This is a genomic window from Streptomyces sp. NPDC091272 (genome assembly GCF_044757485.1).
Taxonomy (GTDB): domain Bacteria; phylum Actinomycetota; class Actinomycetes; order Streptomycetales; family Streptomycetaceae; genus Streptomyces.
On the sequence record NZ_JBIVVC010000018.1, the window covers coordinates 105,865 to 127,909 of the forward strand.

25 protein-coding genes are annotated in these 22,045 nt (G+C 70.4%); 13 read left to right on the forward strand and 12 right to left on the reverse strand.

Features of this window, described 5'->3' with window-relative positions; all coding sequences use genetic code 11:
• The first annotated feature begins 169 nt into the window (after window positions 1-169).
• From ACIQM4_RS33395 to ACIQM4_RS33410, 4 genes are all read left to right on the forward strand, one after another.
• Window positions 170-1,636 carry a multicopper oxidase family protein gene (locus tag ACIQM4_RS33395; RefSeq protein ID WP_401599145.1) on the forward strand — a complete coding sequence of 489 codons (1,467 nt, stop codon included), beginning with the start codon at window positions 170-172 and terminating at the stop codon, window positions 1,634-1,636.
• A gap of 193 nt (window positions 1,637-1,829) precedes the next feature.
• Window positions 1,830-3,410, forward strand: coding sequence for an acyl-CoA carboxylase subunit beta (locus ACIQM4_RS33400; protein WP_401599147.1), 1,581 nt, complete (start codon window positions 1,830-1,832; stop codon window positions 3,408-3,410).
• Window positions 3,411-3,427: 17 nt separating this feature from the next.
• The gene (locus ACIQM4_RS33405; protein ID WP_401599149.1) at window positions 3,428-3,784 is read left to right on the forward strand and encodes an acyl-CoA carboxylase epsilon subunit; all 357 of its coding nucleotides are present in this window, start codon (window positions 3,428-3,430) and stop codon (window positions 3,782-3,784) included.
• A 59-nt stretch (window positions 3,785-3,843) separates the two neighbouring features.
• A complete protein-coding gene (locus ACIQM4_RS33410; protein ID WP_401599151.1) occupies window positions 3,844-4,770 on the forward strand; it encodes an MBL fold metallo-hydrolase in 927 nt (308 codons plus the stop codon).
• A gap of 61 nt (window positions 4,771-4,831) precedes the next feature.
• On the opposite strand, the gene ACIQM4_RS33415 is transcribed toward ACIQM4_RS33410, so the two are convergent.
• Window positions 4,832-5,464: a LuxR C-terminal-related transcriptional regulator gene (locus ACIQM4_RS33415; protein WP_401599193.1), complete on the reverse strand. Its 633-nt coding sequence runs from the start codon at window positions 5,462-5,464 to the stop codon at window positions 4,832-4,834.
• Window positions 5,464-6,684 carry a sensor histidine kinase gene (locus tag ACIQM4_RS33420; protein WP_401599153.1) on the reverse strand — a complete coding sequence of 407 codons (1,221 nt, stop codon included), beginning with the start codon at window positions 6,682-6,684 and terminating at the stop codon, window positions 5,464-5,466. The genes ACIQM4_RS33415 and ACIQM4_RS33420 overlap by 1 nt, the downstream gene beginning before the upstream one ends.
• Window positions 6,685-6,793: 109 nt before the next feature.
• On the opposite strand from ACIQM4_RS33420, the gene ACIQM4_RS33425 reads away from it, so the two are divergent.
• The 6 genes from ACIQM4_RS33425 (at window position 6,794) to ACIQM4_RS33450 (ending at window position 12,989) form a co-directional block, all read left to right on the forward strand.
• A complete protein-coding gene (locus ACIQM4_RS33425) occupies window positions 6,794-7,561 on the forward strand; it encodes an ABC transporter ATP-binding protein (RefSeq protein WP_401599155.1) in 768 nt (255 codons plus the stop codon).
• Window positions 7,561-9,936 (forward strand): FtsX-like permease family protein, encoded by a 2,376-nt coding sequence (locus ACIQM4_RS33430; protein ID WP_401599157.1) that lies wholly within the window; start codon window positions 7,561-7,563, stop codon window positions 9,934-9,936. Before ACIQM4_RS33425 ends, ACIQM4_RS33430 begins: the two co-directional genes overlap by 1 nt.
• On the forward strand, window positions 9,933-10,367 hold the full coding sequence (locus tag ACIQM4_RS33435; RefSeq protein WP_401599158.1) for a VOC family protein: 435 nt from the start codon (window positions 9,933-9,935) through the stop codon (window positions 10,365-10,367). Before ACIQM4_RS33430 ends, ACIQM4_RS33435 begins: the two co-directional genes overlap by 4 nt.
• 68 nt (window positions 10,368-10,435) lie before the next feature.
• The gene (locus tag ACIQM4_RS33440; protein WP_401599160.1) at window positions 10,436-11,092 is read left to right on the forward strand and encodes a TetR/AcrR family transcriptional regulator C-terminal domain-containing protein; all 657 of its coding nucleotides are present in this window, start codon (window positions 10,436-10,438) and stop codon (window positions 11,090-11,092) included.
• A gap of 369 nt (window positions 11,093-11,461) precedes the next feature.
• Window positions 11,462-12,337 carry a hypothetical protein gene (locus ACIQM4_RS33445; protein WP_401599161.1) on the forward strand — a complete coding sequence of 292 codons (876 nt, stop codon included), beginning with the start codon at window positions 11,462-11,464 and terminating at the stop codon, window positions 12,335-12,337.
• 151 nt (window positions 12,338-12,488) lie between these two features.
• Window positions 12,489-12,989: a DUF5949 family protein gene (locus ACIQM4_RS33450; RefSeq protein ID WP_401599163.1), complete on the forward strand. Its 501-nt coding sequence runs from the start codon at window positions 12,489-12,491 to the stop codon at window positions 12,987-12,989.
• A gap of 211 nt (window positions 12,990-13,200) precedes the next feature.
• Here ACIQM4_RS33450 and ACIQM4_RS33455 read toward each other — a convergent pair whose 3' ends face one another.
• Entirely contained in the window at window positions 13,201-13,602 is a 402-nt protein-coding gene (locus ACIQM4_RS33455) for a rodlin (RefSeq protein WP_401599164.1), read from the reverse strand.
• A 274-nt stretch (window positions 13,603-13,876) separates the two neighbouring features.
• Here ACIQM4_RS33455 and ACIQM4_RS33460 point away from each other — a divergent pair, with 274 nt between their 5' ends.
• Together ACIQM4_RS33460 and ACIQM4_RS33465 are read left to right on the forward strand one after the other, a co-directional pair.
• Window positions 13,877-14,287 (forward strand): rodlin, encoded by a 411-nt coding sequence (locus ACIQM4_RS33460; protein WP_401599195.1) that lies wholly within the window; start codon window positions 13,877-13,879, stop codon window positions 14,285-14,287.
• Window positions 14,288-14,630: 343 nt separating this feature from the next.
• The gene (locus ACIQM4_RS33465; protein WP_401599166.1) at window positions 14,631-14,870 is read left to right on the forward strand and encodes a chaplin; all 240 of its coding nucleotides are present in this window, start codon (window positions 14,631-14,633) and stop codon (window positions 14,868-14,870) included.
• A gap of 97 nt (window positions 14,871-14,967) precedes the next feature.
• Here ACIQM4_RS33465 and ACIQM4_RS33470 read toward each other — a convergent pair whose 3' ends face one another.
• From ACIQM4_RS33470 to ACIQM4_RS33490, 5 genes are all read right to left on the reverse strand, one after another.
• Window positions 14,968-15,192 (reverse strand): hypothetical protein, encoded by a 225-nt coding sequence (locus ACIQM4_RS33470; RefSeq protein WP_401599168.1) that lies wholly within the window; start codon window positions 15,190-15,192, stop codon window positions 14,968-14,970.
• Between the two features lie 128 nt (window positions 15,193-15,320).
• Window positions 15,321-15,653 (reverse strand): hypothetical protein, encoded by a 333-nt coding sequence (locus ACIQM4_RS33475; RefSeq protein WP_401599169.1) that lies wholly within the window; start codon window positions 15,651-15,653, stop codon window positions 15,321-15,323.
• Window positions 15,654-15,958: 305 nt separating this feature from the next.
• The gene (locus ACIQM4_RS33480) at window positions 15,959-16,192 is read right to left on the reverse strand and encodes a chaplin (protein WP_401599171.1); all 234 of its coding nucleotides are present in this window, start codon (window positions 16,190-16,192) and stop codon (window positions 15,959-15,961) included.
• A gap of 252 nt (window positions 16,193-16,444) precedes the next feature.
• Complete coding sequence (locus ACIQM4_RS33485; protein ID WP_401599172.1) at window positions 16,445-16,630, reverse strand: hypothetical protein; 186 nt, start codon at window positions 16,628-16,630, stop codon at window positions 16,445-16,447.
• A gap of 262 nt (window positions 16,631-16,892) precedes the next feature.
• The gene (locus ACIQM4_RS33490) at window positions 16,893-17,144 is read right to left on the reverse strand and encodes a hypothetical protein (protein ID WP_401599173.1); all 252 of its coding nucleotides are present in this window, start codon (window positions 17,142-17,144) and stop codon (window positions 16,893-16,895) included.
• Window positions 17,145-17,386: 242 nt separating this feature from the next.
• Here ACIQM4_RS33490 and ACIQM4_RS33495 point away from each other — a divergent pair, with 242 nt between their 5' ends.
• Window positions 17,387-17,752 carry a hypothetical protein gene (locus ACIQM4_RS33495; RefSeq protein ID WP_401599174.1) on the forward strand — a complete coding sequence of 122 codons (366 nt, stop codon included), beginning with the start codon at window positions 17,387-17,389 and terminating at the stop codon, window positions 17,750-17,752.
• Window positions 17,753-17,756: 4 nt separating this feature from the next.
• On the opposite strand, the gene ACIQM4_RS33500 is transcribed toward ACIQM4_RS33495, so the two are convergent.
• The 4 genes from ACIQM4_RS33500 to ACIQM4_RS33515 form a co-directional block, all read right to left on the reverse strand.
• On the reverse strand, window positions 17,757-18,479 hold the full coding sequence (locus tag ACIQM4_RS33500; protein ID WP_401599176.1) for a CAP domain-containing protein: 723 nt from the start codon (window positions 18,477-18,479) through the stop codon (window positions 17,757-17,759).
• A gap of 111 nt (window positions 18,480-18,590) precedes the next feature.
• Window positions 18,591-19,412, reverse strand: coding sequence for a hypothetical protein (locus tag ACIQM4_RS33505; RefSeq protein WP_401599178.1), 822 nt, complete (start codon window positions 19,410-19,412; stop codon window positions 18,591-18,593).
• Window positions 19,409-19,669 carry a hypothetical protein gene (locus ACIQM4_RS33510; protein ID WP_401599180.1) on the reverse strand — a complete coding sequence of 87 codons (261 nt, stop codon included), beginning with the start codon at window positions 19,667-19,669 and terminating at the stop codon, window positions 19,409-19,411. Before ACIQM4_RS33510 ends, ACIQM4_RS33505 begins: the two co-directional genes overlap by 4 nt.
• A 1,135-nt stretch (window positions 19,670-20,804) precedes the next feature.
• Complete coding sequence (locus tag ACIQM4_RS33515; protein ID WP_401599182.1) at window positions 20,805-20,939, reverse strand: hypothetical protein; 135 nt, start codon at window positions 20,937-20,939, stop codon at window positions 20,805-20,807.
• Window positions 20,940-22,045: the final 1,106 nt, after the last annotated feature.

Below are 22,045 nucleotides of genomic sequence, written 5' to 3' on the forward strand. Positions count from 1 at the left end.
CACGCACGTACCAGGAGCGTTGCCGAGCCCCCGCAAGGCCTCCGCAACGTCCGCGCCCCGCCGCCCGCGCCCCACCGCGGCCCGAGCAGCACGCAAGCCGGCCCTGGTGCACTCGCCGCGCGACGCCGGGCGGCGTCCGCCACGCCCGTACGCCCCCAGGAGGAAACCCATGGTCACCAGACGCAGCGTGCTCGGCGGCGTCCTCGGCGCGAGCGGCGCCGGCCTGCTCACCGCGGGCGGGCTGGTCCCCCTGCTGCAGGCCAGGACGGCGGGCGGGGACCTGGCGCCGGTGGCCGGGTCACGCGCGGCGGCCGCGGCGCCCGCCTTCTCCGTACGGATGCCCAGGCTGCCGCAGCTCGCCCCGGTGTCGACGCTCGGCGGGCAGGACACCTACCTGGTCACCGCCAAGGAGGTGGACCGGGAGATCATCCCCGGTGTCCGCACGAGGGTCCTCACCTACGACGGCCACTTCCCCGGCCCGGTGCTGCGCGCCCGCAGCGGCCGCAAGGTGGTGATCCGCCACCGCAACAGCCTCACCATGCCCCTCTCCTGCCACCTGCACGGCGGCTCGGTCACCCCGGAGAACGACGGCGGCCCGATGGACACCTTCGCCCCCGGCAAGGAGCGCACCTACACCTACCCCAACCAGCAGCCGGGCGCCTCCCTCTGGTTCCACGACCACTCCCACCACATGGAGTCCGAGCACGTCTACCGCGGCCTGTCCGGCAGCTACCTGCTCTCCGACGCCACCGAGCGCGCGCTCCCGCTGCCCGACGGCGAGTACGAGGTGCCCGTCGCGCTGCGCGACGCCCGCTTCGACGGCGCCGGCCAGCTCGTCTACGAGATGGACGACATGGGCCGCACCACGATCCTCGCCAACGGCCGCCCCTCGCCGTACTTCGAGGTGGCCGCACGCAAGTACCGCTTCCGGCTGCTGAACTCCTCCAACATGCGCTTCTTCCAGCTGCGGCTGGCCGACGGCGGGCAGATCGTCCAGATCGGCACCGACGGCGGCCTGCTGGAGCGCCCCTTCGTCACCGACACCGTCGGCCTCTCCCCGGCCGAACGCGCCGACGTGATCATCGACTTCTCCCGCTACCCCGTCGGCACGAAGATCGTCCTGGAGAACACCCTGGGCCCCGGCACCCCCGACCAGGTGGGCAACGTGCTGCGCTTCGACGTCGTGCGCAAGGCGGCCGACCCCAGCCGGATACCCGACGTGCTGCGCAGGCTGCCGTCGCTGCCGAAGGCGACGGTGCAGCGCAGCATCGTCCTGAGCATGGACGAGGACGGCCGCCAGGACCCCCGCGCCTACCTGGACGGCAAGGTCTGGGACGCCGGCCGCGTCGACCAGTCCGTCGCCTTCGGCAGCTCGGAGATCTGGACCGTCACCAACGCCAACAAGATCATCCCGCACAACTTCCACCTGCACCTGGTGCAGTTCCGGGTGCTGGAGCGCAACGGCACCCCCGTCGGCCCGGCCGAGGCGGGACTCAAGGACACCGTGCGGCTCTTCCCCGGCGAGAGCGTCAAGCTGCACGCCACCTTCGACTCCTACCGGGGCACGTACGTCTACCACTGCCACCTGCTGGACCACTCGGCGATGGGCATGATGGCCAACTTCCGCGTGCGCTGAGGGAGTTGGGAGTGACGAGGCTCACCATGGCGCCCAGCCGTCCTCAAGCGGTCCTCGACAGGTTGTCGAGGGCCGCGCAGCAGGGTTGCCCGGTACCGAGGTGCGTTCCCGGCCGGCCCGGCGAGGAGCAGGAGGACCGCGCACGAGGGTGCCCGCCGGTCCCCGCAGCCCTCCCCACCACCCGGAGGAATCCATGAGCATCACCGACGCCGCTCCCGTCCCCGCGCCCGCCCAGGACCGCGCCGCGGAACTGGCCGAGATCAAGGCCCAGGCCGTCGCCGGGCCCAACCCCCTGGCCACCGAACGCCAGCACGCCAAGGGCAAACTGACGGCACGCGAGCGGATCGGGCTGCTCCTCGACGAGGGCTCCTTCCACGAGATCGAGGCACTGCGCAGGCACCGCGCCACCGGCTTCGGGCTGGCCGGCAACCGGCCCTGGACCGACGGCGTCGTCACCGGCTGGGGCACCGTCGAGGGCCGCACCGTCTTCGTCTACGCGCACGACTTCCGGATCTTCGGCGGCGCGCTCGGCGAGGCCCACGCCGCCAAGATCCACAAGGTGATGGACCTCGCGGAGGCGGCCGGCGCCCCCCTCGTCTCGCTCAACGACGGCGCCGGCGCCCGCATCCAGGAAGGCGTCACCGCCCTCGCGGGCTACGGCGGCATCTTCCAGCGCAACACCCGCGCCTCCGGCGTCATCCCGCAGCTCAGCGTGATGCTCGGCCCGTGCGCGGGCGGCGCCGCCTACAGCCCCGCCCTCACCGACTTCGTCTTCATGGTCCGCGGCACCTCACAGATGTTCATCACGGGCCCCGACGTCGTGCAGGCCGTCACCGGCGAGAAGGTCTCCATGAACGGCCTGGGCGGCGCCGACGTCCACGCCGAGGTGTCCGGCGTCGCCGCCTTCTCCTACGACGACGAGGAGAGCTGCCTCGCCGACGTCCGCCACCTGCTCTCCCTGCTGCCCTCCAACAACCGCGAGACCGCCCCGCGCCTGCCCACCGACGACCCCGCCGACCGCCGCACCGAATCCCTCCTGCACCTGGTCCCGGCCAACCCGAACCAGGCGTACGACATCCGCCAGGTCATCGAGGAGATCGTCGACGACGGCGACCACTTCGAGGTCCAGCCCGGCTGGGCCCCCAACGTGGTCTGCGCACTGGCCCGCCTGGACGGCCACGTCACCGGGATCGTCGCCAACCAGCCCGCCGCGCTCGCCGGCGTCCTGGACATCAGGGCGAGCGAGAAGGCCGCACGCTTCGTGCAGTTCTGCGACGCGTTCAGCATCCCGCTGCTCACCCTGGTGGACGTGCCCGGCTTCCTGCCCGGCGTCGACCAGGAGCACAACGGCATCATCCGGCACGGCGCCAAGCTGCTCTACGCGTACTGCAACGCCAGCGTCCCGCGCATCCAGCTCATCCTGCGCAAGGCCTACGGCGGCGCGTACATCGTCATGGACTCCCGCTCCATCGGCGCCGACCTCTCCCTGGCCTGGCCCACCAACGAGATCGCCGTGATGGGCGCCGAGGGCGCCGCCAACGTCATCTTCCGCCGGGAGATCGCCGCGGCCTCCGACCCGGACGCCGAACGGGCCCAGAAGATCAAGGAGTACGAGACGGAGCTGATGCACCCCTACTACGCCGCCGAACGCGGCCTGGTGGACGACGTCATCGACCCCGCCGAAACCCGCTCCGTCCTGATCGGCGCCCTCGCCATGCTGCGCACCAAGTACACGGACCTGCCCTCCCGCAAACACGGCAACCCCCCGGTCTGAGAGAAGGAGCCCCCACGATGACCACCGTCCCCGCTGCCGCTCCGGCGCCGGCTGCCCCGCCCCCGCCCCCGTCCGGGCCCCCGTCCCAGGTCGCGTCCGTGCGCCGGCCCCTGTCCGTATCCCCGCCCCTGTCCGCGCCCCCGACCACACCCCCGCCCACCCCTGACCCCGCCCCCCTCACGCGCCCCTGGCAGATCACCGGCGGCCGGCCCACGGACGAGGAGACCGCCGTTCTCGCCGCGGTGCTGACCGCGCTGCTGGCCCACCACGCCGCCTCCCGGCAGGCCCCCGCCCACCCGGCCCACACCGACACCGTCTGGGACCGCGTCCACCACAACCCGCACGTACGCACCGGCAGTTGGCGCTCCCGCTGACACGCTGACCCGCTGACCCGAAGGCCCCCGCCCGCCGGCCGCCGACGAAAGGCAGACCCGTGCACAGCGCCACCCCAAAGCCCCCGGCGGGCACCCACGTCACCGAGGTCGCCGAAGGAGTTCACGCCTACGTGCAGCACCGCGGCGGCTGGTGCCTGAACAACGCCGGCATCCTCACCGACGCCGGCCGCAGCGCCCTCGTCGACACCGCCGCCACCGAACGGCGCGCCCGCGCCCTGCGCAGGACCGCACTCGCCCTGTCCCCGCACCCGCCGTGCGCCGTGGTCAACACCCACTTCCACGGCGACCACACCTACGGCAACTTCGTCTTCCCCGAGGCCCTGACCATCGGCCACGCCCGCACCCGCACGATGACCCGCGCGGCCGGACTCCACATGGCCACCCTGTGGCCCGACGTCCGCTGGGGCGACATCGAGGTCACCCCGCCCCAGCTCACCTTCCAGGACCGCACCACGCTGCACATCGGCGCCATCCAGGCCGAGCTCATCCACATCGGCCCCGCCGCACACACCACCGACGACACCGTCGTCTGGCTGCCCGACCAGCGGGTGCTGTTCACCGGCGACCTCGCGATGAACGGCGTCACCCCGTTCTGCGCCATGGGCTCCGTCGCGGGCTCACTGCGCGCCCTCGACCGGCTGCGCGCCCTCGGCGCGACCACGATCGTGCCCGGCCACGGCCCGGTCGGCGGGCCGGAGATCCTGGACGCCAACGCGGCCTACCTGCGCCGGGTCCAGCAGCTCGCCCACGAGGGCACCCGCTCCGCCACCGACCCCCTCACCCTGGCCCGCGCCACCGACCTCGGCCCGTACGCCGAACTCCTCGACCCCGAACGGCTGCTGCCCAACCTGCACCGCGCCTACGCCGAGGCGCAGGGCCTGCCCGAAGGCTCCCCGCTCGACATCACGGCCCTCTTCGACGAAATGACCGAGTACCACGGCGGCCCACTGCACTGCCTGGCGTGACCCGCACCGCCCCGCCCCGCCGCACGCCCGCAGGCGTGACCCGCACTCCCGCCGCCCCGCCTCACGCCCGCAGGAAGGCCAGTACCGCCAGCACCCGCCGGTGCCCCTCGGTGGCCACCGGCAGGTCCAGCTTGGCGAAGATGTTGCCGATGTGCTTGTTCACCGCCGCCTCGCTGACGAACAGCTGCGCGGCAACGGCGGAGTTGGTACGGCCCTGCGCGACCAGGGCCAGCACCTCGCGCTCGCGCGGGCTGAGCCGCTCCAGCGGGTCCTTCCGGATCCGTACGAGCTGCTGGATCACCTCCGGGTCCACCACCGTCCCGCCGGCGGCGATCCGCTCGATCGCCGCCGTGAAGTCCGCCACCGCGGCCACCCGCTCCTTGAGCAGATAGCCCACCCCCGCGCCGCCGCCGGAGTCCAGCAGGCCCAGTGCGTACGACCGTTCCACGTACTGGCTCAGCACGAGCACCGGCAGTCCCGGGAACTCCTCGCGCAGCCGCACCGCCGCCCGCAGCCCGTCGTCGCTCAGCGTCGGCGGCATCCGTACGTCCGTGACGATCAGGTCGGGACGGCCGGCGCGCACCGCCGCCACGAGGGCGTCGGCGTCACCGACCGCCGCCAACACCTCGTGCCCGACCCGCTCCAGCAGCCCCACCAGGCCCTCGCGCAACAGCACTGCGTCCTCTGCCACGATCAGGCGAAGCGGCACGGCACCTCCACATGCACCAGGGTGGGACCCCCGACCGGACTCGACACCCGTATCCGCCCGTCCAGCGCCCCGACCCGGTCGGCGAGCCCGGTCACCCCGGTGCCCGCCCCCGTGTCCAGGCCGCCGTGGCCGTCGTCCGTGATGTCGAGGATCAACAGATCGGAATGGTAGCGACCGCGCACCTGCGCCTTCCCGGCGCCACTGTGCCTGGCGATGTTCGTCATGGCCTCACTGATGAGGTAGTACACCGTCGTCTCCACCTTCCTGGGCAGCCCCTCGGGCAGCCGCAGGTCCACCGTGACCGGGATCGGGAACCGGGCCGCGTAGTCCTCGACCGCCGCGACCAGCCCGTGATCGGCCAGCACCGGCGGGTTGAGACCCCGGATGAGTGCCCTCAACTCCTGGTGCACAGCAGACAGTTGAGCCTCCGCATCACTCAGCAGAGTGGCCTGCGGCGAGTCCGCGGGGGTGTCCAGGCGCAACATCGCGAGCGTCATCCCCAGGGACACCAGCCGCTGCTGCGCCCCGTCGTGCAGATCGCGTTCGATCCGTACCCGCTCCGCGTCGAAGGCGTCCAGCAGCCGCCCCTGCGAGGCCCGCACCTCGCGCAGCTCCTCGCCGAGCTCCCGGCCGCGCGGCGCGAGGAACGTACGGGCCAGCGCCGCCCGCGCACCCGCCCACGACGTCACCGTGTACGGCGAGGCCAGCAGCACGACCCCGCTGAAGAGCGCCCACGGCCAGGTACTGCCGTCCAGCGAGGTGAGGAAGGCGGCCGGCAGCCCGAAGGAGAACCCCAGCACCAGCAGGTCCAGCCACCACAGCGCGGCCGTCGACAGCAGCGTGAACATCAGCTCCCGCCAGGTCACCTGCTCCCTGAGCCGGGTGGCGACCCAGGCCCTGACGCCCTTCTCGTCCGGGCGCCGGTGCGGGTCCTCCAGCCGGTCGAGGTCCACCAGCCGCAGCCGCCCGCGCTCCACCGCGGCCACCACCGTGGAAGCCAGCACCATGCCCACCAGCGGGGCGATCCCGATCAGCACCACCAGCAGGACGACCCCCGCCCCCAGCCCCACGGCGAAGATCACCACGGCCGCCGCGCCGAACAGGACCCCGCTGCCCAGATAGGCGAGGGAGCGCCAGGGCCAGCTCGACGTCAGGAAGCTCATCGGCCGCTGGGCCATGGCCTGCCAGGCCGTCGTGGGACGCATGCGGCCACCGTATCCGGGGAGTTCGGGCGGCCGGGGTAGAGCTGGCACTACCCCGGAGGTAGCGAGCGGGTCAGTGTGCCGTGCCCCCCTCGTGCGGTGGGATCGGCACATGACGACAACAAGGCGGGCCTCCGCGCAGGACGCGGTCGAACTGCACGGCGTGCGCAAGGTCCACGGCGCCGGCGAACACACGGTCACCGCGCTGGACTCCATCTCCATCGGCTTCCCCCGCGGCACGTTCACCGCGATCATGGGTCCCTCCGGTTCCGGGAAGTCCACCCTGCTGCAGTGCGCGGCAGGACTGGAGCAGCCGACCGACGGCCGGATCGTCCTCGCGGGCGTCGACATCGGCAAGCAGAACGAGAAGCAGCGCACCGAGCTCCGCCGCAAGCACATCGGCTTCGTCTTCCAGGCCTTCAACCTCGTCGAGTCGCTCACCGCGGCCCAGAACGTGGCACTGCCCTCCCGGTTCGCCGGCCGCAGGGTCAAGCCGGAGCAGGTCGCGGACGCACTCGCCGCCGTCGGTCTGGCCGACCGCGCAAGCCACCGGCCCAGCCGGCTCTCCGGCGGCCAGCAACAGCGCGTGGCCCTCGCCCGCGCCCTGGTCACCCGCCCCGACGTCCTCTTCGCGGACGAGCCCACCGGCGCACTGGACACCGTCACCTCCAAGGAGGTGCTGCGGATGATGCGGATGCTGGTCGACCGCGACGGCCAGAGCACCCTGATGGTCACCCACGACCCGGTGGCAGCCGCCGTGGCCGACGTCGTCGTCTTCATCAAGGACGGCCGGATCGCCGACCGCATCGCGCTCACCCGGGACGGCCACACCCACAACGCCGCTGCGATCGCCGCTCACATGACCCGGCTGGAGGCGTGATGCTGATCATCGCGAACGTACGCGAACGCTGGGCCGGCTTCCTCGGAGCCTTCCTCGCCGTCCTGGTCGGCGTGGCCCTCATCACCACCACCCTGGTCATCCACGACTCCTCGCGACCCACCGTCCAGGACCGCTACACCGGCGCCTCCGCCCTGGCCCTGCCCGAGCAGGCGCTCACGGCGAACGGCAACCCCAAGGACCGGATGCCGTGGAGCCAGGCCGAGGCCGCTGCGATCCGGGCCAAGCTCGACGCGGTCCCGGGAGTCGCCGCAGTCGTGGTGGACCGCTCCTTCTACGCCCAGGCGTTCCGCGGCGACAAGCCCGTCACCGACGAGGGCGCCGCGGAAGCCGGTCACGGCTGGGGCAGCACGCAGATGGCGCCCTACCAGCTCCTCTCCGGCCGGGCCCCGAACGGAAACGGTGAGGTCGTGGTCGACCGAGCCCTGGGTGTGGCAGTGGGCGCCGAACTCACCGTCAACATCACCGAGGGCCGCAAGCCGTTCACCGTCGTCGGCACCGTCGACGGCCCCGGCCACTACTTCAGCGAGGCATTCGCCGCCAAGCAGCAGCCCGGCGTCGGCGCCCTCGCACTGATCGCGGACAAGGGGGCCTCCGCCGCCTCCATCGCCGCCGGCGCACAGCAGGCCCTCGGCGACAAGGGCAACGTCCTCACCGGCGAAGCCCGCTCCGAACTCCAGCCCGAGTACATCGAGCACAAGCGCTCCCTCGGCGTTCAGCTCATCGGCGCCATGGCCGTACTCGGCCTCTTCACCACGGTCTTCGTCGTCGCCTCCATGCTGATCCTGGCGACCGGCATGCGCCGCCGGGAGATCGGCCTGCTGCGCACCATCGGCGCCGCGCCGAGCCAGATCCGCCGCATGATCCTCGGCGAGGCCGCCGTGGTCGGCCTGCTCGGCTCGGTCACCGGCTGCCTGGCCGGCATCGCCGCCGCCCCCATGCTGCGCGACATCCTCAAGGGACTGGACGTCACCCCGCCCGGCATGGAGGTCAGCGTGGCCGCCTGGCCGCTGCTCACCGCCTCCGCGGTCGGCATCGGCGTCAGCGTCATCGGTGCCTGGGCCGCCGGCCGCAAGGCTGCGAAGGTGGCCCCGATCGAGGCCCTGCTCGACAGCGGCTCCGCCAACAACGGGATGGGGCGCGGCCGTTGGATCACCGGCCTGTCCGTCCTGGGACTGGGCGTCGTACTCGCCGTCGGCACCGCCACCACCGGCGCCGACAGCCGCATCAGCACGGCGCTCTTCGCGACCATGACGCTCATCGTCGCCGCCGCCCTGCTGGCCCCCGCCCTCGTCGGCCCCATCGGCCGCTTCCTGACCGCCCCCTTCCGCAGGAGCGGCTCCGCCGCCCCCGTTCTGATCCGCGCCGAACTCACCGCCAACTCCCGCCGCGCCGCCTCCCTGGTCGCCCCCGTGATCGCCGCGGTCGGCTTCGCCGTCCTGATCGGCGGAGCGGTCGAGACGATGCGGGTCGCCTACCCGGCGGGCGAAGCCCTCAAGGTCGCCGGCCAGACGATCGTCACCTCCGACGGCACCCCCGGAAACACCGACGAGGCCGTCGCCGCCAACCCGGTCGGCAAGGCAGCCCTGCCCACCCGGGCCTTCGTCGGCGAGAAGCGGACGGTCCTGGACGTACTCGGCACCCGCGACGACCGGTGGAACAAGCCCGGCGAGGCCGTCCTCGGGCAGCGCACCGCCACCGAACTGGGCCTCAAGGAAGGCCAGAACACCCCGATCCGGTTCGCCGACGGCACCAGCGTCACCCTGAAGATCAGCAAGGTCCTGCCCGACGACCCGGCCCGCGGTGACTTCGTGGTCGCCCGTGACCTGGTCCGCGCCCACGACCCGGCCGCCCTCACCGACGACATCTTCGTCCCCGCCGGCCACAAGGCCTCCGCCGCGATTCCCGGCACCGCCCTGCACGACGCCATGCAGTACGCCCTCGACGACTACAACACCGACGCCAAACTCACCGACAGCCTGGCCGCCATGCTCATCGCCATCGCCGTCGGCTACAGCGTGATCGCCGTCGCCAGCAGCATGGCCATGGCGGCCCACGGCCGGCGCCGCGACCTCTCGGTCATGAAGTCCGCCGGCGGCACCTTCCGCCAGCTCGTCAAGCTGGCCGCCGGCGAGAGCGCACTGCTGGTGGTCGTCGGCGCGGGCCTCGGAGTCCTGGTCACGCTGCCCCCGCTGGCCGGCATGGCCTCCGGCCTCTCCCAGGCCACCTCCTCCGACGTCGGACTCCACCTGAACACCCCCGTCCTCGCCGCCGGGGTCGTCGGCACCTTGATCGCGGCGGTCACGGCAGGTGTACTGGTCACCGCCCACACCCTGAGGAAAGGGCCCCGTACATGACCGCCCGTCAGCAGGCCGTGCCCTACGACACCGCGCCCGCCACCTCGCCCTTCGGCCTGGGACTGCACCACGTACAGCTCGCCCTGCCGCCCGGCGAGGAGGACAAGTGCCGCGCCTTCTACGTGGACGTGCTGGGCATGACCGAGGTCCGCAAGCCCCCGGCGCTCGCGGCCAGGGGCGGCCTGTGGGTGCGCACCGACGGCCTGGAGATCCACCTGGGGGCCGAGGAGGACTTCCGCCCGGCCCGCAAGGCGCACCCGGGCATCCTCGTCGCCGACCTGGACGCCCTCGCGCACCGGCTGGAGGAGCGGGGCGTGCAGGTCACCTGGGACGACGACTTCCCCGGCCGCCGCCGCTTCTACGTCGCAGACTGCCACGAGAACCGCCTGGAGTTCCTCGGCCCCGGGACACCGGCCACCACCGGGCCGTGAGCCCGCGGCCGGCCGGTACCGGAACCACACGTTTCGCGGCCCGCGCTTAACGCGGTTAACTTGTCGGGATGGCCACCACGAAACTGGACCGCAAACGAGTCGCCGACACGGCGCTGGACCTGCTCAACGAGGTGGGCCTGGAAGGTCTGACACTCCGCGCCATCGCCAAGGAACTCGACGTCAAGGCCCCCGCCCTCTACTGGCACTTCAAGAACAAGCAGGCCCTGCTCGACGAGATGGCCACCGAGATGCTGCGCCGCATGAGCGCCGAGTTCATGGGCCGTACGGACGGCCTGACCTGGGACCAAGCCCTCACCCTCGCCATGCGGGGCCTACGCGCCCACCTCCTGCGCTACCGCGACGGCGCGAAGGTCTACAGCGGCACCCAGTTCACTGACACGTCGTACGCGGCCCCCATGGAGGCCCACCTCCAGGCCCTCGTCGACGGCGGCTTCTCCGCGCGGGGAGCGGCCCGCGCGTGGTTCACCGCGTACAACTACACGATCGGCTACGTCATCGAGGAGCAGTCGACGCACCCCTCCCCCCGAGCGGGCGCCGAAGGCTACGACCTCGCCGCCCGCGCGGAACGCCTCGCCGGCTTCCCGCTGGCCGCCGGGTCCGGCGAGATCCTCCTCGCCGCGAGCGACGAAGAGTTCGACCTCGCCCTCCGTGCGGTCCTGACAGGAATCGACACGGTACTGCGCCCCGACCCCCAAACCCGCTGACCTCCCGCTGCCCCGCTGCCCCGCTGCCCCCCCGGCCCGCTGCCCCCCCGGCCCGCTGCCCCCCCGGCCCGCTGCCCCCCCGGCCCGCTGCCCCCCCGGCCCGCTGCCCCGCTGGCCCGCTGCCCCGCTGGCCCGCTGGCCCGCTGCCCCGCTGCCCTCCCCGGGCCCGCTGCTCCCCGGGGCCCGCTGCCCTCCCCGGACCCGCTGCCCCCCCCCCGCGCCCTCCGCTCCGCACCGCTCAGGCCGTACGGCACCACCCGCTTGGTGCCGTGCCATCCCGCCGGGAGCACGCGTTAACCCCGTACCTGACGCGGCTTCAGCTCCTTTGGCCGGAGCCGTACCGGCCCCACGGAAGAGGAGAGAGAGACCGTGCCGAAGAAGAGGCGCTCCCACCCGCGCAGGTCCCGGCAGAAGGAGTCCGTGACGGTACCCCCGCCCCGGCCGGGCGCAGCCACCTGCTGGGGCGCACCCACGGCGGCCGGCCCGGCGATGCGGATCCAGCCCCGGCAGGTACCCGACCGGGCGCCCGCCGACGGCTTCCACCCCGAGCCCCTCACCGGCTCACGCGGCGAGGCCTCCTGCGACTTCGTGATCCCCAGCGCCTCCGTGCCCGCCGTCCGGATGGGCTTCGGTGACCTGTACGCCGAGCAGCGCAGGCGCCCCATCGTCGACGGCTTCGGCTTCACCGTCGAACTCCCCGCCGTGATCGACCTGCTGGCCTCCGTCGAGGCGGGCACCGTCACCGCGGGCGCCGTACGCGAACTGTTCCTGGAGGCGGCCGCGCAGCTCTACCGGCCGCTGGGCTGCGTGCACGCGGAGAGCGAGGCGGACGTCATGGCGAGCTGCCTCGCACAGGACGGCTGCGCCCTGTGCGAGTACCACCGCGACCGCTTCGAAGCGCTCCTCGACGAGTGCGACGAGCTGTGGGAGCGTCTCGGTCTGCCGCAGCAGTATCCTTTCGCCGTCAGCAGGCAGGGGGTGCACACCGCCTCCTGTCACGTCGTGCGCCGTGAGACACCGGAGTTCTACGCCCGGCCCACCGGCAGCTCCTACCTCGATGCCCTGCGCGAGTACAGCCACAGCGTCGACCGGCACGGCGACCGCTGGGACTTCGAAGGCTCCCGGCGCTATCCCCGCATCCAGGCCCTCGACATCCACGAGACGGACGCCTGGATCGCCGAGCACACCGGGCCGCGAGGCGGCGTCTACTACAAGCCGTGCAGGCGCTGTTCCCCCGCGCTCTGACGCCCCCGCACCAGCACGGGCCGCCCGCGGGGCCCCGGGTCAGGACGGCACTGCTCCCGGTAGCCCGTACGTGTACCGGGCGGCGTTCCTTAGCCCGAGTGGGTGACAAGAGCCCCTGAGCGGTCAAGCAGGGCAATTAATGTCCTGTCGCATGACTTCCACCCAAACAAACGAAATCACCCTCAACAGGGCCCACTTGGGTTCGATCGGCGTCCTCGCCTGGGCCGGCGAGAACGCCGACGACGGACGCGACGCGGCCTTCCTGCTCGCCTATCCCCTCGGTGACGGCGAGGGCAGCGCCGAGGAGGGCGAGCAGGCGGTCCGCACCATGCTCGCCCAGGCCGGGCTGCCGGTGGGCGGCGCGATCGTCAACGGCGCGCTGTCCAGCGTCCCGCTCTCCCTGGTGGTCCAGGGCAGCAGCGCGGTCCTGACCCTGCCCCTGCTCAACGCCACCTGCACCGCGCCGCCGGAGTGGCTCGCCGCGGCCGACAAGCGCGGTCAGGTGCACCTGATGTTCACCACCCGCACCTGGCCGGAGGCCAAGCCGGGCGAGCCGGTCACCGAGGAGAGCCTCCATGCGTTCGTCGGGGACGAGGAGACGATCCGCTCGGCCGCGCACTGCCGCCTCCCGGCGGACCGGCTGCGCAGCTGAATGCCTCCGGGCGGCTGACCCCTCCGCGCGGCTGATCCCTCCGCGCAGCTGCGTGCCTCTTCCGGCGGTGCACGTGCGTGGGGCCCCGCGAAGAGTCTCTTCGCGGGGCCCCACACTGCCGTTCACCTCGTCCGGGGCGCGCGAGCGGCTGTCACGCACCCCGGGTCCCACTGCCGGGCCAGGCCCCTGCGTGGCAGAGGCGGCCCGGTGGTCAGCGGTTGTTCTCGCCGTTGGCCGAGAGGATCGGGAAGTCCTCCAGCAGGTGCGAGAGGGGCTCGTCACCCTTGACCTGGGTGGAGTTCTCGGTGCACTGCTGGTTCTGCGGCGCGGACAGGATCGGGATGTCCTGGACGCCGACGTTCACCAGGCCGACGATGTTCTGCAGGTTGGCCTTGGCCGGCAGGCCGATGCAGGGCTTGTTGAGCGAGCCCTGGACCAGGGACATCTGCGGGCTCATGTCGCCGTGGGTCTCGGCGTTGCCGTAGTTCTGCTCGGCGCCGTTGCCGCTCAGCGACGTCGTGCCACCGTCGTCCGCGATCGCCATGGCCTGCGGAGCGGCGAAGCCCACCGCGGACGCTGCGACTGCGGCCGTGACCATCATCTTCTTCAGCATCTGGATTTTTCCCTCTTCGTTGCGGGTGTTGCGGACAGGCGGTTTTGCGTCCTGCCCAACCACTGCTCCCCGGTTTTGGTTCCTGCCGTTCACCCGAATGGCATAAAACATCTGAGAGGGGCGTCCGTGCCGATTTTCGGCCCGTCAGTTATTCATTTGAATCACGGAGTAGTCTCCCGTCCCGTACGAGTGAATGGCGATAACCAAAGGGGCCTGCCGGAGTTCTCCAGGGAGCCTCAGCCAGGGGCGTTCCATGGGAGAGAAGGAAATTCCAGTGATGAAGAAGGTCATGGCAACCGCCGTGTTCGCAGCGTCCGCGGTGGGCTTCGGCCTCATCGTCGCTCCGCAGGCCATGGCGATCGCGGACGACGGTGGTACGACGTCGCTGAGCGGCAACGGCGCCGAGCAGAACTACGGCAACGTCGAGACCCACGGCGACATGAGCCCGCAGATGTCGGCCGTGCAGGGCACGCTCAACAAGCTCTGTGTCGGTCTGCCGGTCAAGGCCGACCTGCAGAACATCGTCGGCCTGGTGAACGTCGGCGTCCAGGACATCCCGGTCCTGTCCGCGCCGCAGAACCAGCAGTGCGCCGAGAACTCCACCCAGGTCAAGGGTGACGAGCCCCTCTCGCACCTGCTCAACGACTTCCCCGTGCTGTCCGGCAACGGCGAGGACAACAGCTGACGTCTCCCGGCGCGTGAGTGGGCCCCCCGGCAGCTCTGCCGGGGGGCCCACGCATGTGCGATGCCGGAGGACGGTGCAAGCCTGCGTACCACAGCGGTCATCCACGGCTCATGAGCCGACGGCTGAGAGAATCACGCCCGCGCAGGTTGCAAGGAGGAGATTACCGCACGGGACCTGAAATACGAGTGCTTCGGCCCAGTAGAAATAAAAAGTACTTCAATAAAAAATTATGATTGCGCCGTCCGTGGTATTCGAGCTTCTTCGGTGTTTTCTGTGCGCAGGATAATGCCCGAAATATGCAAGGATTCTCGAAATACCCCAACTCCTCAGGAGGTGCATCATTATGAACGCTGCCAAGAAGGCTGCTTTCGTCCTCGCCACCGCTGGTCTCGCCGCCGGCGCCGCCGCCGGTACGGCTGCTGCCGACAGCGAGGCCGAGGGTATTGCGGCCAACTCGCCGGGCGTCATCTCGGGCAACCAGGTCCAGGTCCCCCTGCACGTCCCGGTGAACGTGTCCGGCAACACCGTCAACGTGATCGGTGTGCTGAACCCGGCCTTCGGCAACGAGGCCTCCAACGACTGAACCCGGCTCCGCCAGATTCAGCTCGCGCACAGCAGGTGGGGCCCCACGGACGAACCGTGGGGCCCCACCTGCTGTGCAACTGCCCAGCGGACCTCGGTCAGAGCAGGCCGAGACCCAGGTCCAGGTCGAGGAGACCGTCGTTGTCGTCGTGCCACCGGCCGTCGTAGCAGTGCCTCTCGCCGTGGTGGTGCCAGCAGCGGTCGGAGGCCGACGGCTTGGCCGAGGTCTCCGGCGCGGCCGCGGAAGCGGCCCCGGCCAGCGGAAGAATGGCGACTGCCGCGAGCGCAGCCGTTGCCGCGGTCCGTCCGACGAACTTACGCATGTGTGTGCTCCCATGAACGGGGAATATGACGAAAGAGGCATACCGCCACCTTTCGACATCTTCACCGCGAGGTATGCGCGTCACTCGTACGGACCTTCGATTAGGCCGTCCGCTCCACCCGCGTGTCCCTAACGGCCGACCGGGAGACCGCCGAGCATCGAACCGGCGGCCGGGGCGACCGTGCCTTCCACCAGCTCCATCGGCTGCGCGTTCTTCGCGTCGTTCACCTTCTTCGCGACGTCCTGCGCCGGGTTCAACAGCGGCAGCGGGCCGTCGAGCGGCTTCTTGTGCGTGTTGTACGCGTCCACCACCTGCTGCAGACCGCCGTTGAGGCTCATCGAGGGGCTCATCGAGGGGCCCGTCGACATGCCGGACCCGCCCTGCGCGGCAGCGGCGGAGGCGCCCGCGCCCACCGCGACCATCGACAGTGCCAGGACCGAAGCAGCCTTCGTGTACTTCATCTGAGTTCCCTCATTCATTCTCTGCGTGCGCTTCTTCATCTCATGAACATGAATGGGACGCCGTGAGTACTCCCGCTCGCAGCGCCGACACCGTGCCTAACGGTCTGCCGGCCGCGGAGAAACTGAAGCCGTGCGCGGTTTCCCTTGTTTCACCCGCCTGCTGAAAGGCGGTGCACGCCCGACAAGAGTGGGGCAGGCCTCGGGGGGCCTGCCCCATCAGGGCGACGACTGCCGCCGGCCGGGGCATCGGTGGTGGGGTCACCGGAGACTCGACGGATCCGCACACACGAGAGTTCGGATGCGGGTTACTTGTTGACGCAGCTGTTGCCGAACGCCGGGTTCAGCAGACCGATCACGCTGACGCTGTTGCCGCAGATGTTCACGGGCACGTTGATCGGGACCTGGACGACGTTGCCGGAGAGAACGCCCGGGGAGTTCACGGCCGCACCCTCCGCCCCCGCGTCCGCCATGGCGGGGGAGGCCGCACCGAGGGCCATCAGCGAACCGGCGACGACAGCGGCGAGCTTCGTGTACTTCATTTTTTGGACCTTTCCTTCGGCGGTGCCGAGAACAGTCACGTATTTCGTGCTGCACGAGCCCTGTAAGAATCCCGTGGCATCGCCGTCGCTATCGGTAACGAGGCGACGGCCCCAAGGAAACTCACTTGATTCCGTGAGGCCTGTCTTTCACTCGTAAGACCCACCGAAGATCCACGAAGGAGCCACGGGAAATCTGGGGGCCGGGCCCCAGCAGGACCGATAAACAAAACCAGGGGAACGAAGCCCGAATTATCAGGAACCGGGAACTTCACGGGGCGCGTAATCGAAGACGTGGGTCGCGCCCTCGAAACTCCCGTCCGAGACCTTCGGCAGCTTCAGAGGAAGCCCGAGCGGCGATTCGTCGGCGGCGGCAACACCGGCCGGGGCGACGAGTGCCGTGGCCACGGCGGCGGCAAGGATCAACACGTACTTCTTCATGGGCTGTCAACGGGGCCCGCACCCGGGAGTCACGGGTGAGCGCACCTACGGCCCACGGGTGGCCGCACCGGCGGGTCACGGGTGGCCGCACCGGTGGGTCACGGGTGGCCGCACCGGTGGGTCACGGGTGGCCGCACCGGTGGGTCACGGGTGGCCGCACCGGTGGGTCACGGGGCGGGCCACCCGACAGCCACGCCACCACCGGGAGCCCCACGCTCACCGCCGGGAGCCAGCCCCACGCTCACCGCCGCGAGCCGCCCTGTCAGCGTCCGAGAGGGAGTCCGCCCAGCAGGCTACCGGGGGCGGAGTTGGCGGACTTCGCCGGCGAGTTCCCCCCGGCCAGGTCCTTCAGCACCGGGAGCCCGCTCAGCAGGTCACCGGCGGGCGCAACGGCGGCGGGACCCGGCTTCGGGGCGGCCTCGGGAGCGGCGGCCTGCGCGGTCCCGGCAGCTGCGAGCGCCGCGCCCGAGGCGAGGACGGCGAGGGTGGCGGCGGTGGTCCTGTGGTGACGCATGGTTCTCCTGCTGGGTGCGGTTCGGCTGGACGCAGGCGCAACGAGCCGTCCCCCGCCGAGGTAACGCCCTCGCACGCCTGCTCCCACCGCGCGCAAGTCCCCACGCCGCAGAGCGAGTCAATAGGGTGATCTCGGGCCCGCCCACGTCTCCATCGGCGAGGACACGCGTTCTCCAGTGGTGAAACGGCAGCGGCCATCCGGGCGCACTGTCGTTCCGTCATCGCCCACAGACAGGACTCCTCGTGAAGTACATGCAGGCCACCGCAGCCCTTGCAGGAACGTTCGTCGCCCTGGGGTCGGCCACCCCGGCGTTCGCCCAGCACGACGGTGACCACGCCATGCCGGGAGCCACCCAGGTCGCCACGGCGCAGTCCCAGGCCGAAGCGGTCAGCACCCACCAGGTGCGCCAGCTCCTGAACGTGGCGACCCCGCAGAAGCTCCTGTCCGACCTCAAGTCCAACGTCGACGGGATGCAGCTCAGGGAAGAGGCCGCGGCGCGCAGCGTGCACCCGGGCGGACCCGGCGCGGTGCCGGCCCCGAGCGCTCTCATCGGCGGCCTCGCCGCCGGCGGAGGCCCGATCGGGATTCCGCTGAACACGTTGGGCTGAACCCTCAACCGGCCCGGGAGGCCAGCACCAGCGTCCACCAGGCCCGGCCCCCCGACGGCACCACCCCGACGCCGACGTCCCGGAAAGCACACGTCAGCATCGCGGCCCGGTGCGTGGGGCTCTGCATCCACACCCGCATCGCCGACCCGGCGTCCGACCTCGCCGCGGCCACGTTCTCCGCGGCGCGGCTCCAGCGGTAGCCGGCGGCGGTGAGCCGCTCGCCCACAGCGCGGTGCGGAGCACCGACATGGGTGAGGGTGCCGGTCCGGGCCATGTGACCGCTGTGCTGCTGCGCGGCGTACGCAAGGGAGGACCGCGCCCGCACCTTGGCACAACCGGCCCGCGCACGCTCCCGGTTGAGCAGCCGCACAAGGGACGTCGCCCCGTTGGCCCGCTGCCTCGACGGGGCCGGCGCGAGGTGCGGCGGTTCGGCCGCCAGGAGGGGCACGTCGCTCCGAGCCGCCTCCCAGTACGGCGGCGGCAAGGCGTGCGAGGCCACCGGGGACGCCACCTCGTGGGTACGGGGGTACTCGCCCGGCCCGTACTGCGGAACCGGCGGCGGGGGACCCGGCACCGCGGCGACCGCTCCGGCGCCGGGCAACCCCAGGACCGCGACCACGACCGCGACCGCCACCGCGGCCAGCACGCGCACCCACGCCGTGCCGACCACCCCGCGCCTCTCCCCTTGGACCGGTCCGTCCGACAGCAAGCCCGTGTCATCTCTCATGCCACCAGGTAACTGCCCCCGGCCACCATCCGCACGACGACCCCGACATCCGCGGGAGGCCCCTTCCCTCGGCTGGGTGAGACACGACCTCGCGGAGCACGCGGTGGCAGGTCAGTCGTCGAGGGCGGTCCCCGTCGCGATCTGGCGGAGCCGGGCCCGTTCGTTGATCTTGTAGGTGCGATTGGTACGCGTGCCGGTGCTGGAGCCGAGGATGTCGTGGTCGCGCAGGGCCCGGATGCTCTTCTCCACGGTGGCCAGCCCCAGCCCGAGCGCCTCGGAGAAGTCGCGCTGACTGGGTCCCAGGACGATGTTCGGGTCCAGGACGCCGATGAGGATCTCCGCGCCGAGCTCCTGCTGGAAGCTCAGATGGTGCAGAAGGCGGGCGACACGGCAGATCGGCGCGAGCGTGCTGGTGCCGTACAGCCACTCGAACTCGTTGACGTAACTCATGAGCCGCTGGTGGATCATCCGGACCACGGAGAGGTCACGCACCGCACGACTGCGCAGCGCGTCGCGCGGTATCCGGATGGTGCGGGTCTCGGCGAGGAACTGGACCCGCTCGCGCTGCCCGATGGAGGGCACCTCGGTGAAGATGTCGAGGTTGCCGAGCACGTAGTTCCCGCCCCAGATCCTGCCGTTGACCAGGATCGTGCCGCACACGACGAACTCGATGTAGCGCCGGCCGAGCAGGACCTGCTCCGCCGTACGCGGGTGGAGTTGCAGACGGCTGAGCTCGGCGAGCTCGGCCGCGACATCGGTGGCCAGGCCCTGCTGCATGAAGTAGTGGTGCAGGACCCGCAGAGTGCGTGCGGTGCGCGGCTCCACCGTGCCGCCGCCGGTCATTTCGTACGCGGGGTCCAGCTTCTTCGTGCTCGGCGGTCGGACCTCGCCCTGCCTCCGCACGGCGTTCTCCACGTCCCGTGACGGCCTCACGGCTTCACCTCGGTCATCTCCGGCTCCGGAAGGACGAGATGGACTGCCGCGGCGGGGACGGGCGCCACAGGCTGCTGCGGCGGCTCCATGACGATGCGGATGACCGGGACCAACGCCCCGATGACGCCACCGATCGCCATGATGATCACGGCGGTACGGGTGGGCTGGGTCTGCATCTTGGCGACGACGAACGCGATCGTCCCGAAGACGATCAGGAACACCGCGACCACGGTGAGGAAGGGTATGAGAGCTGACACGGGCATCTCCGGGTGCACTGGCAGACGGGTGCGGTGTCTGCTGCAACGGCCCACCCCCCGAGGGCTAGTCGGAGGGAGAGCCGAGCCCGCTCACGGGTGGCTGCCGTGCCCGGTTACCGCTGGACTGTCTTCGCTCTTGCAGCAACCGGGCGTGCGTCCGAAGCTCCAGGCGTCATCGACCGGTTAGGCGAAGAGAGTACTCACATCCGACAACGCGCCCAACTAACGCTTCCCCGTAGGGATTTGATGATCGCTCAGGAAACCGGCAATACAGACTTGAGAGCATTTGTCTGTCTTGACGGGACTAATTGCCTCGCCGGAAAGCCGTACGGAGAGGGGTTTCGCTCCGTACGCCGACAGAATCCCTCGGATTACGGCATATCGAGCCATCAAATTCGGTTACATATCCGTGCTGAACATGGGCCCTGGACTGGCCTTCGCTCAGCATCATCGGGCTCCGCCCGGAGGGTGGCCCCCTCCGGGTGCCCGATGACCCACGTTGACGAGGGCCCCGCCGGACGGCGGGGCCCTCGTTGTTTACGCAGCTCAACGCGACCCCCTCACCCTTCCCGGTGCCGGCCTGAGGTCTAGACATTCCGCCCGGTATCAACGTCGGACCGGACGAAAACCACCCTCGAAAACCCCGACCAGCCAACCCTCTTACTAGATCCACATAAGTAACAAACCCTCATAAAAATGGACACCTTCGCTATTTGAGCAATGGAAGCCCACAGGTATAAACTGCAAGATTTTCGATAACTCGCGTCACGCCCCTTTACTCACTGGTAGTAATCACTCAGGCTCCGTGACCAGGCACTAAAGCTCACGCAGCGCTACGGACTCATCACACCAACGCGTGCTGATTTCGGCCCCAAATCACACAGACGAAGTACACGACAGTCATCGATCAGGCCAACCCCCGGCATGCCACAACACCGAGACCACCACGGACCGTCACTCGCCGAGCATTGGCTCCTTGACTCCCGGGGACGGGCCCCAGCAGGAACAGTCCAACCCTGACCGACACAGATCGTCGCACCACGGTCCGCGGGGGCACTCTGAACCGGTCCGTCAGGGCACGGCCCGTCAGCTCACGGCCCGTCAGGGTACGGCGGTCACGACTGGGGCTTGTGGGTCACGACGTTTCCCTCATGCTGATGTACTCCAGGATCGCCGCTGCGCGGTCGTTCCGGCGCGCAGTGTTCTTTCCGCGGGCGGACTGGATGGCGACGGAGGTGGCCTCGTGGACGGCCGCGCTGTCCTTCCACATCCTCGGTCTCGTCGTGATTCACCGATGGATGCTGTTGGCGATGGCGCGCGCCTCCACGGCCGGCATCGGCTCCGGAGCTCGGTGTTCTGGGTGTGCACTGCCGCGTGGGTGGCACCGTGCAGGGTGTCGGGGCTGCCGAAGTGGTGGCGTACCTCGCGATATGCCCAGGTCCGAGCCGTGTCGGAGAGCGAGCAGGTGTGCCTCAACCCCGTGATGTTGGTCCGGAAGGGCTTGGTCTCTGGTCAGCGTGCTGGCGGCATGTGACCGCCGAGCGCCTTCTCCAAAGACCCAGTTAGCGGCCCGGCGGTTGGACGGTACGCGGCACGACTCCTACCGAAATCGTTCCAGTCATCTCCGTAGTTGTGCTAGTGGCGGCCCCGGGCATTGCCCTCATCATCGGGGCGCGACGTACGTAGCTGGGTCGCCTGGTGTGGGGTTTGTCGGGCTCCCTGGGCGATTCTTAGGTCGGTAGCCGCCGGGTCTGTTCAACTCCGCCGAGTGGTAAGCGGGTTCACTGCCCAGCTCCTGGGGTGGGTGGTGCGGTGCCGGGAGCGTGTGCGTGCTCTTGAGGTGAAGAATCGGGAGTAAATATTTGACGCACGTCGGGCGGGGCCGGAGAGTCCCGGCAGTGGGGGAGCTTTCTCTGTGTCACTGGGTCAGCTGGCCCCCGTTCTTCTTCCTTAGCGAGCTATTTGCGTAGTGTGTTAACTAGCTTGTTTTGCAAGCGAGTTGTTTGCGGGGAGGGCTGGTTTGGGGCCGCGGAGCGGATCGGTGCCTTGTTTTTGTAGTGGTTTTTGGGCGTGGGTCGAGGGTTTGGGTTTTTGTTGCCTGTTTTTGGTTGGTGCGGCCAGCTGGTTGTTTGGTGGTTTCAACTCGACTGCAGAGCAGGCGTGTTGTTAGCGCGGAGCGCGGTTTGGGCCGCGGAGCGGACTGGAATTTTGGGCCGCGGAGCGGACCGGAATGTGGGGCCGCGGAGCGGACCGGGGGTTGAAGCGCGGAGCGTTGTTGTGTTGGGCCGCGGAGCGGACCGGAAGCCTCGGGAGCGGAGCGAGCGAGGGAAGAGCCGCGTAGCGGCTCCGCGTCGTGTCTGCGGAGCAGACCGCGCG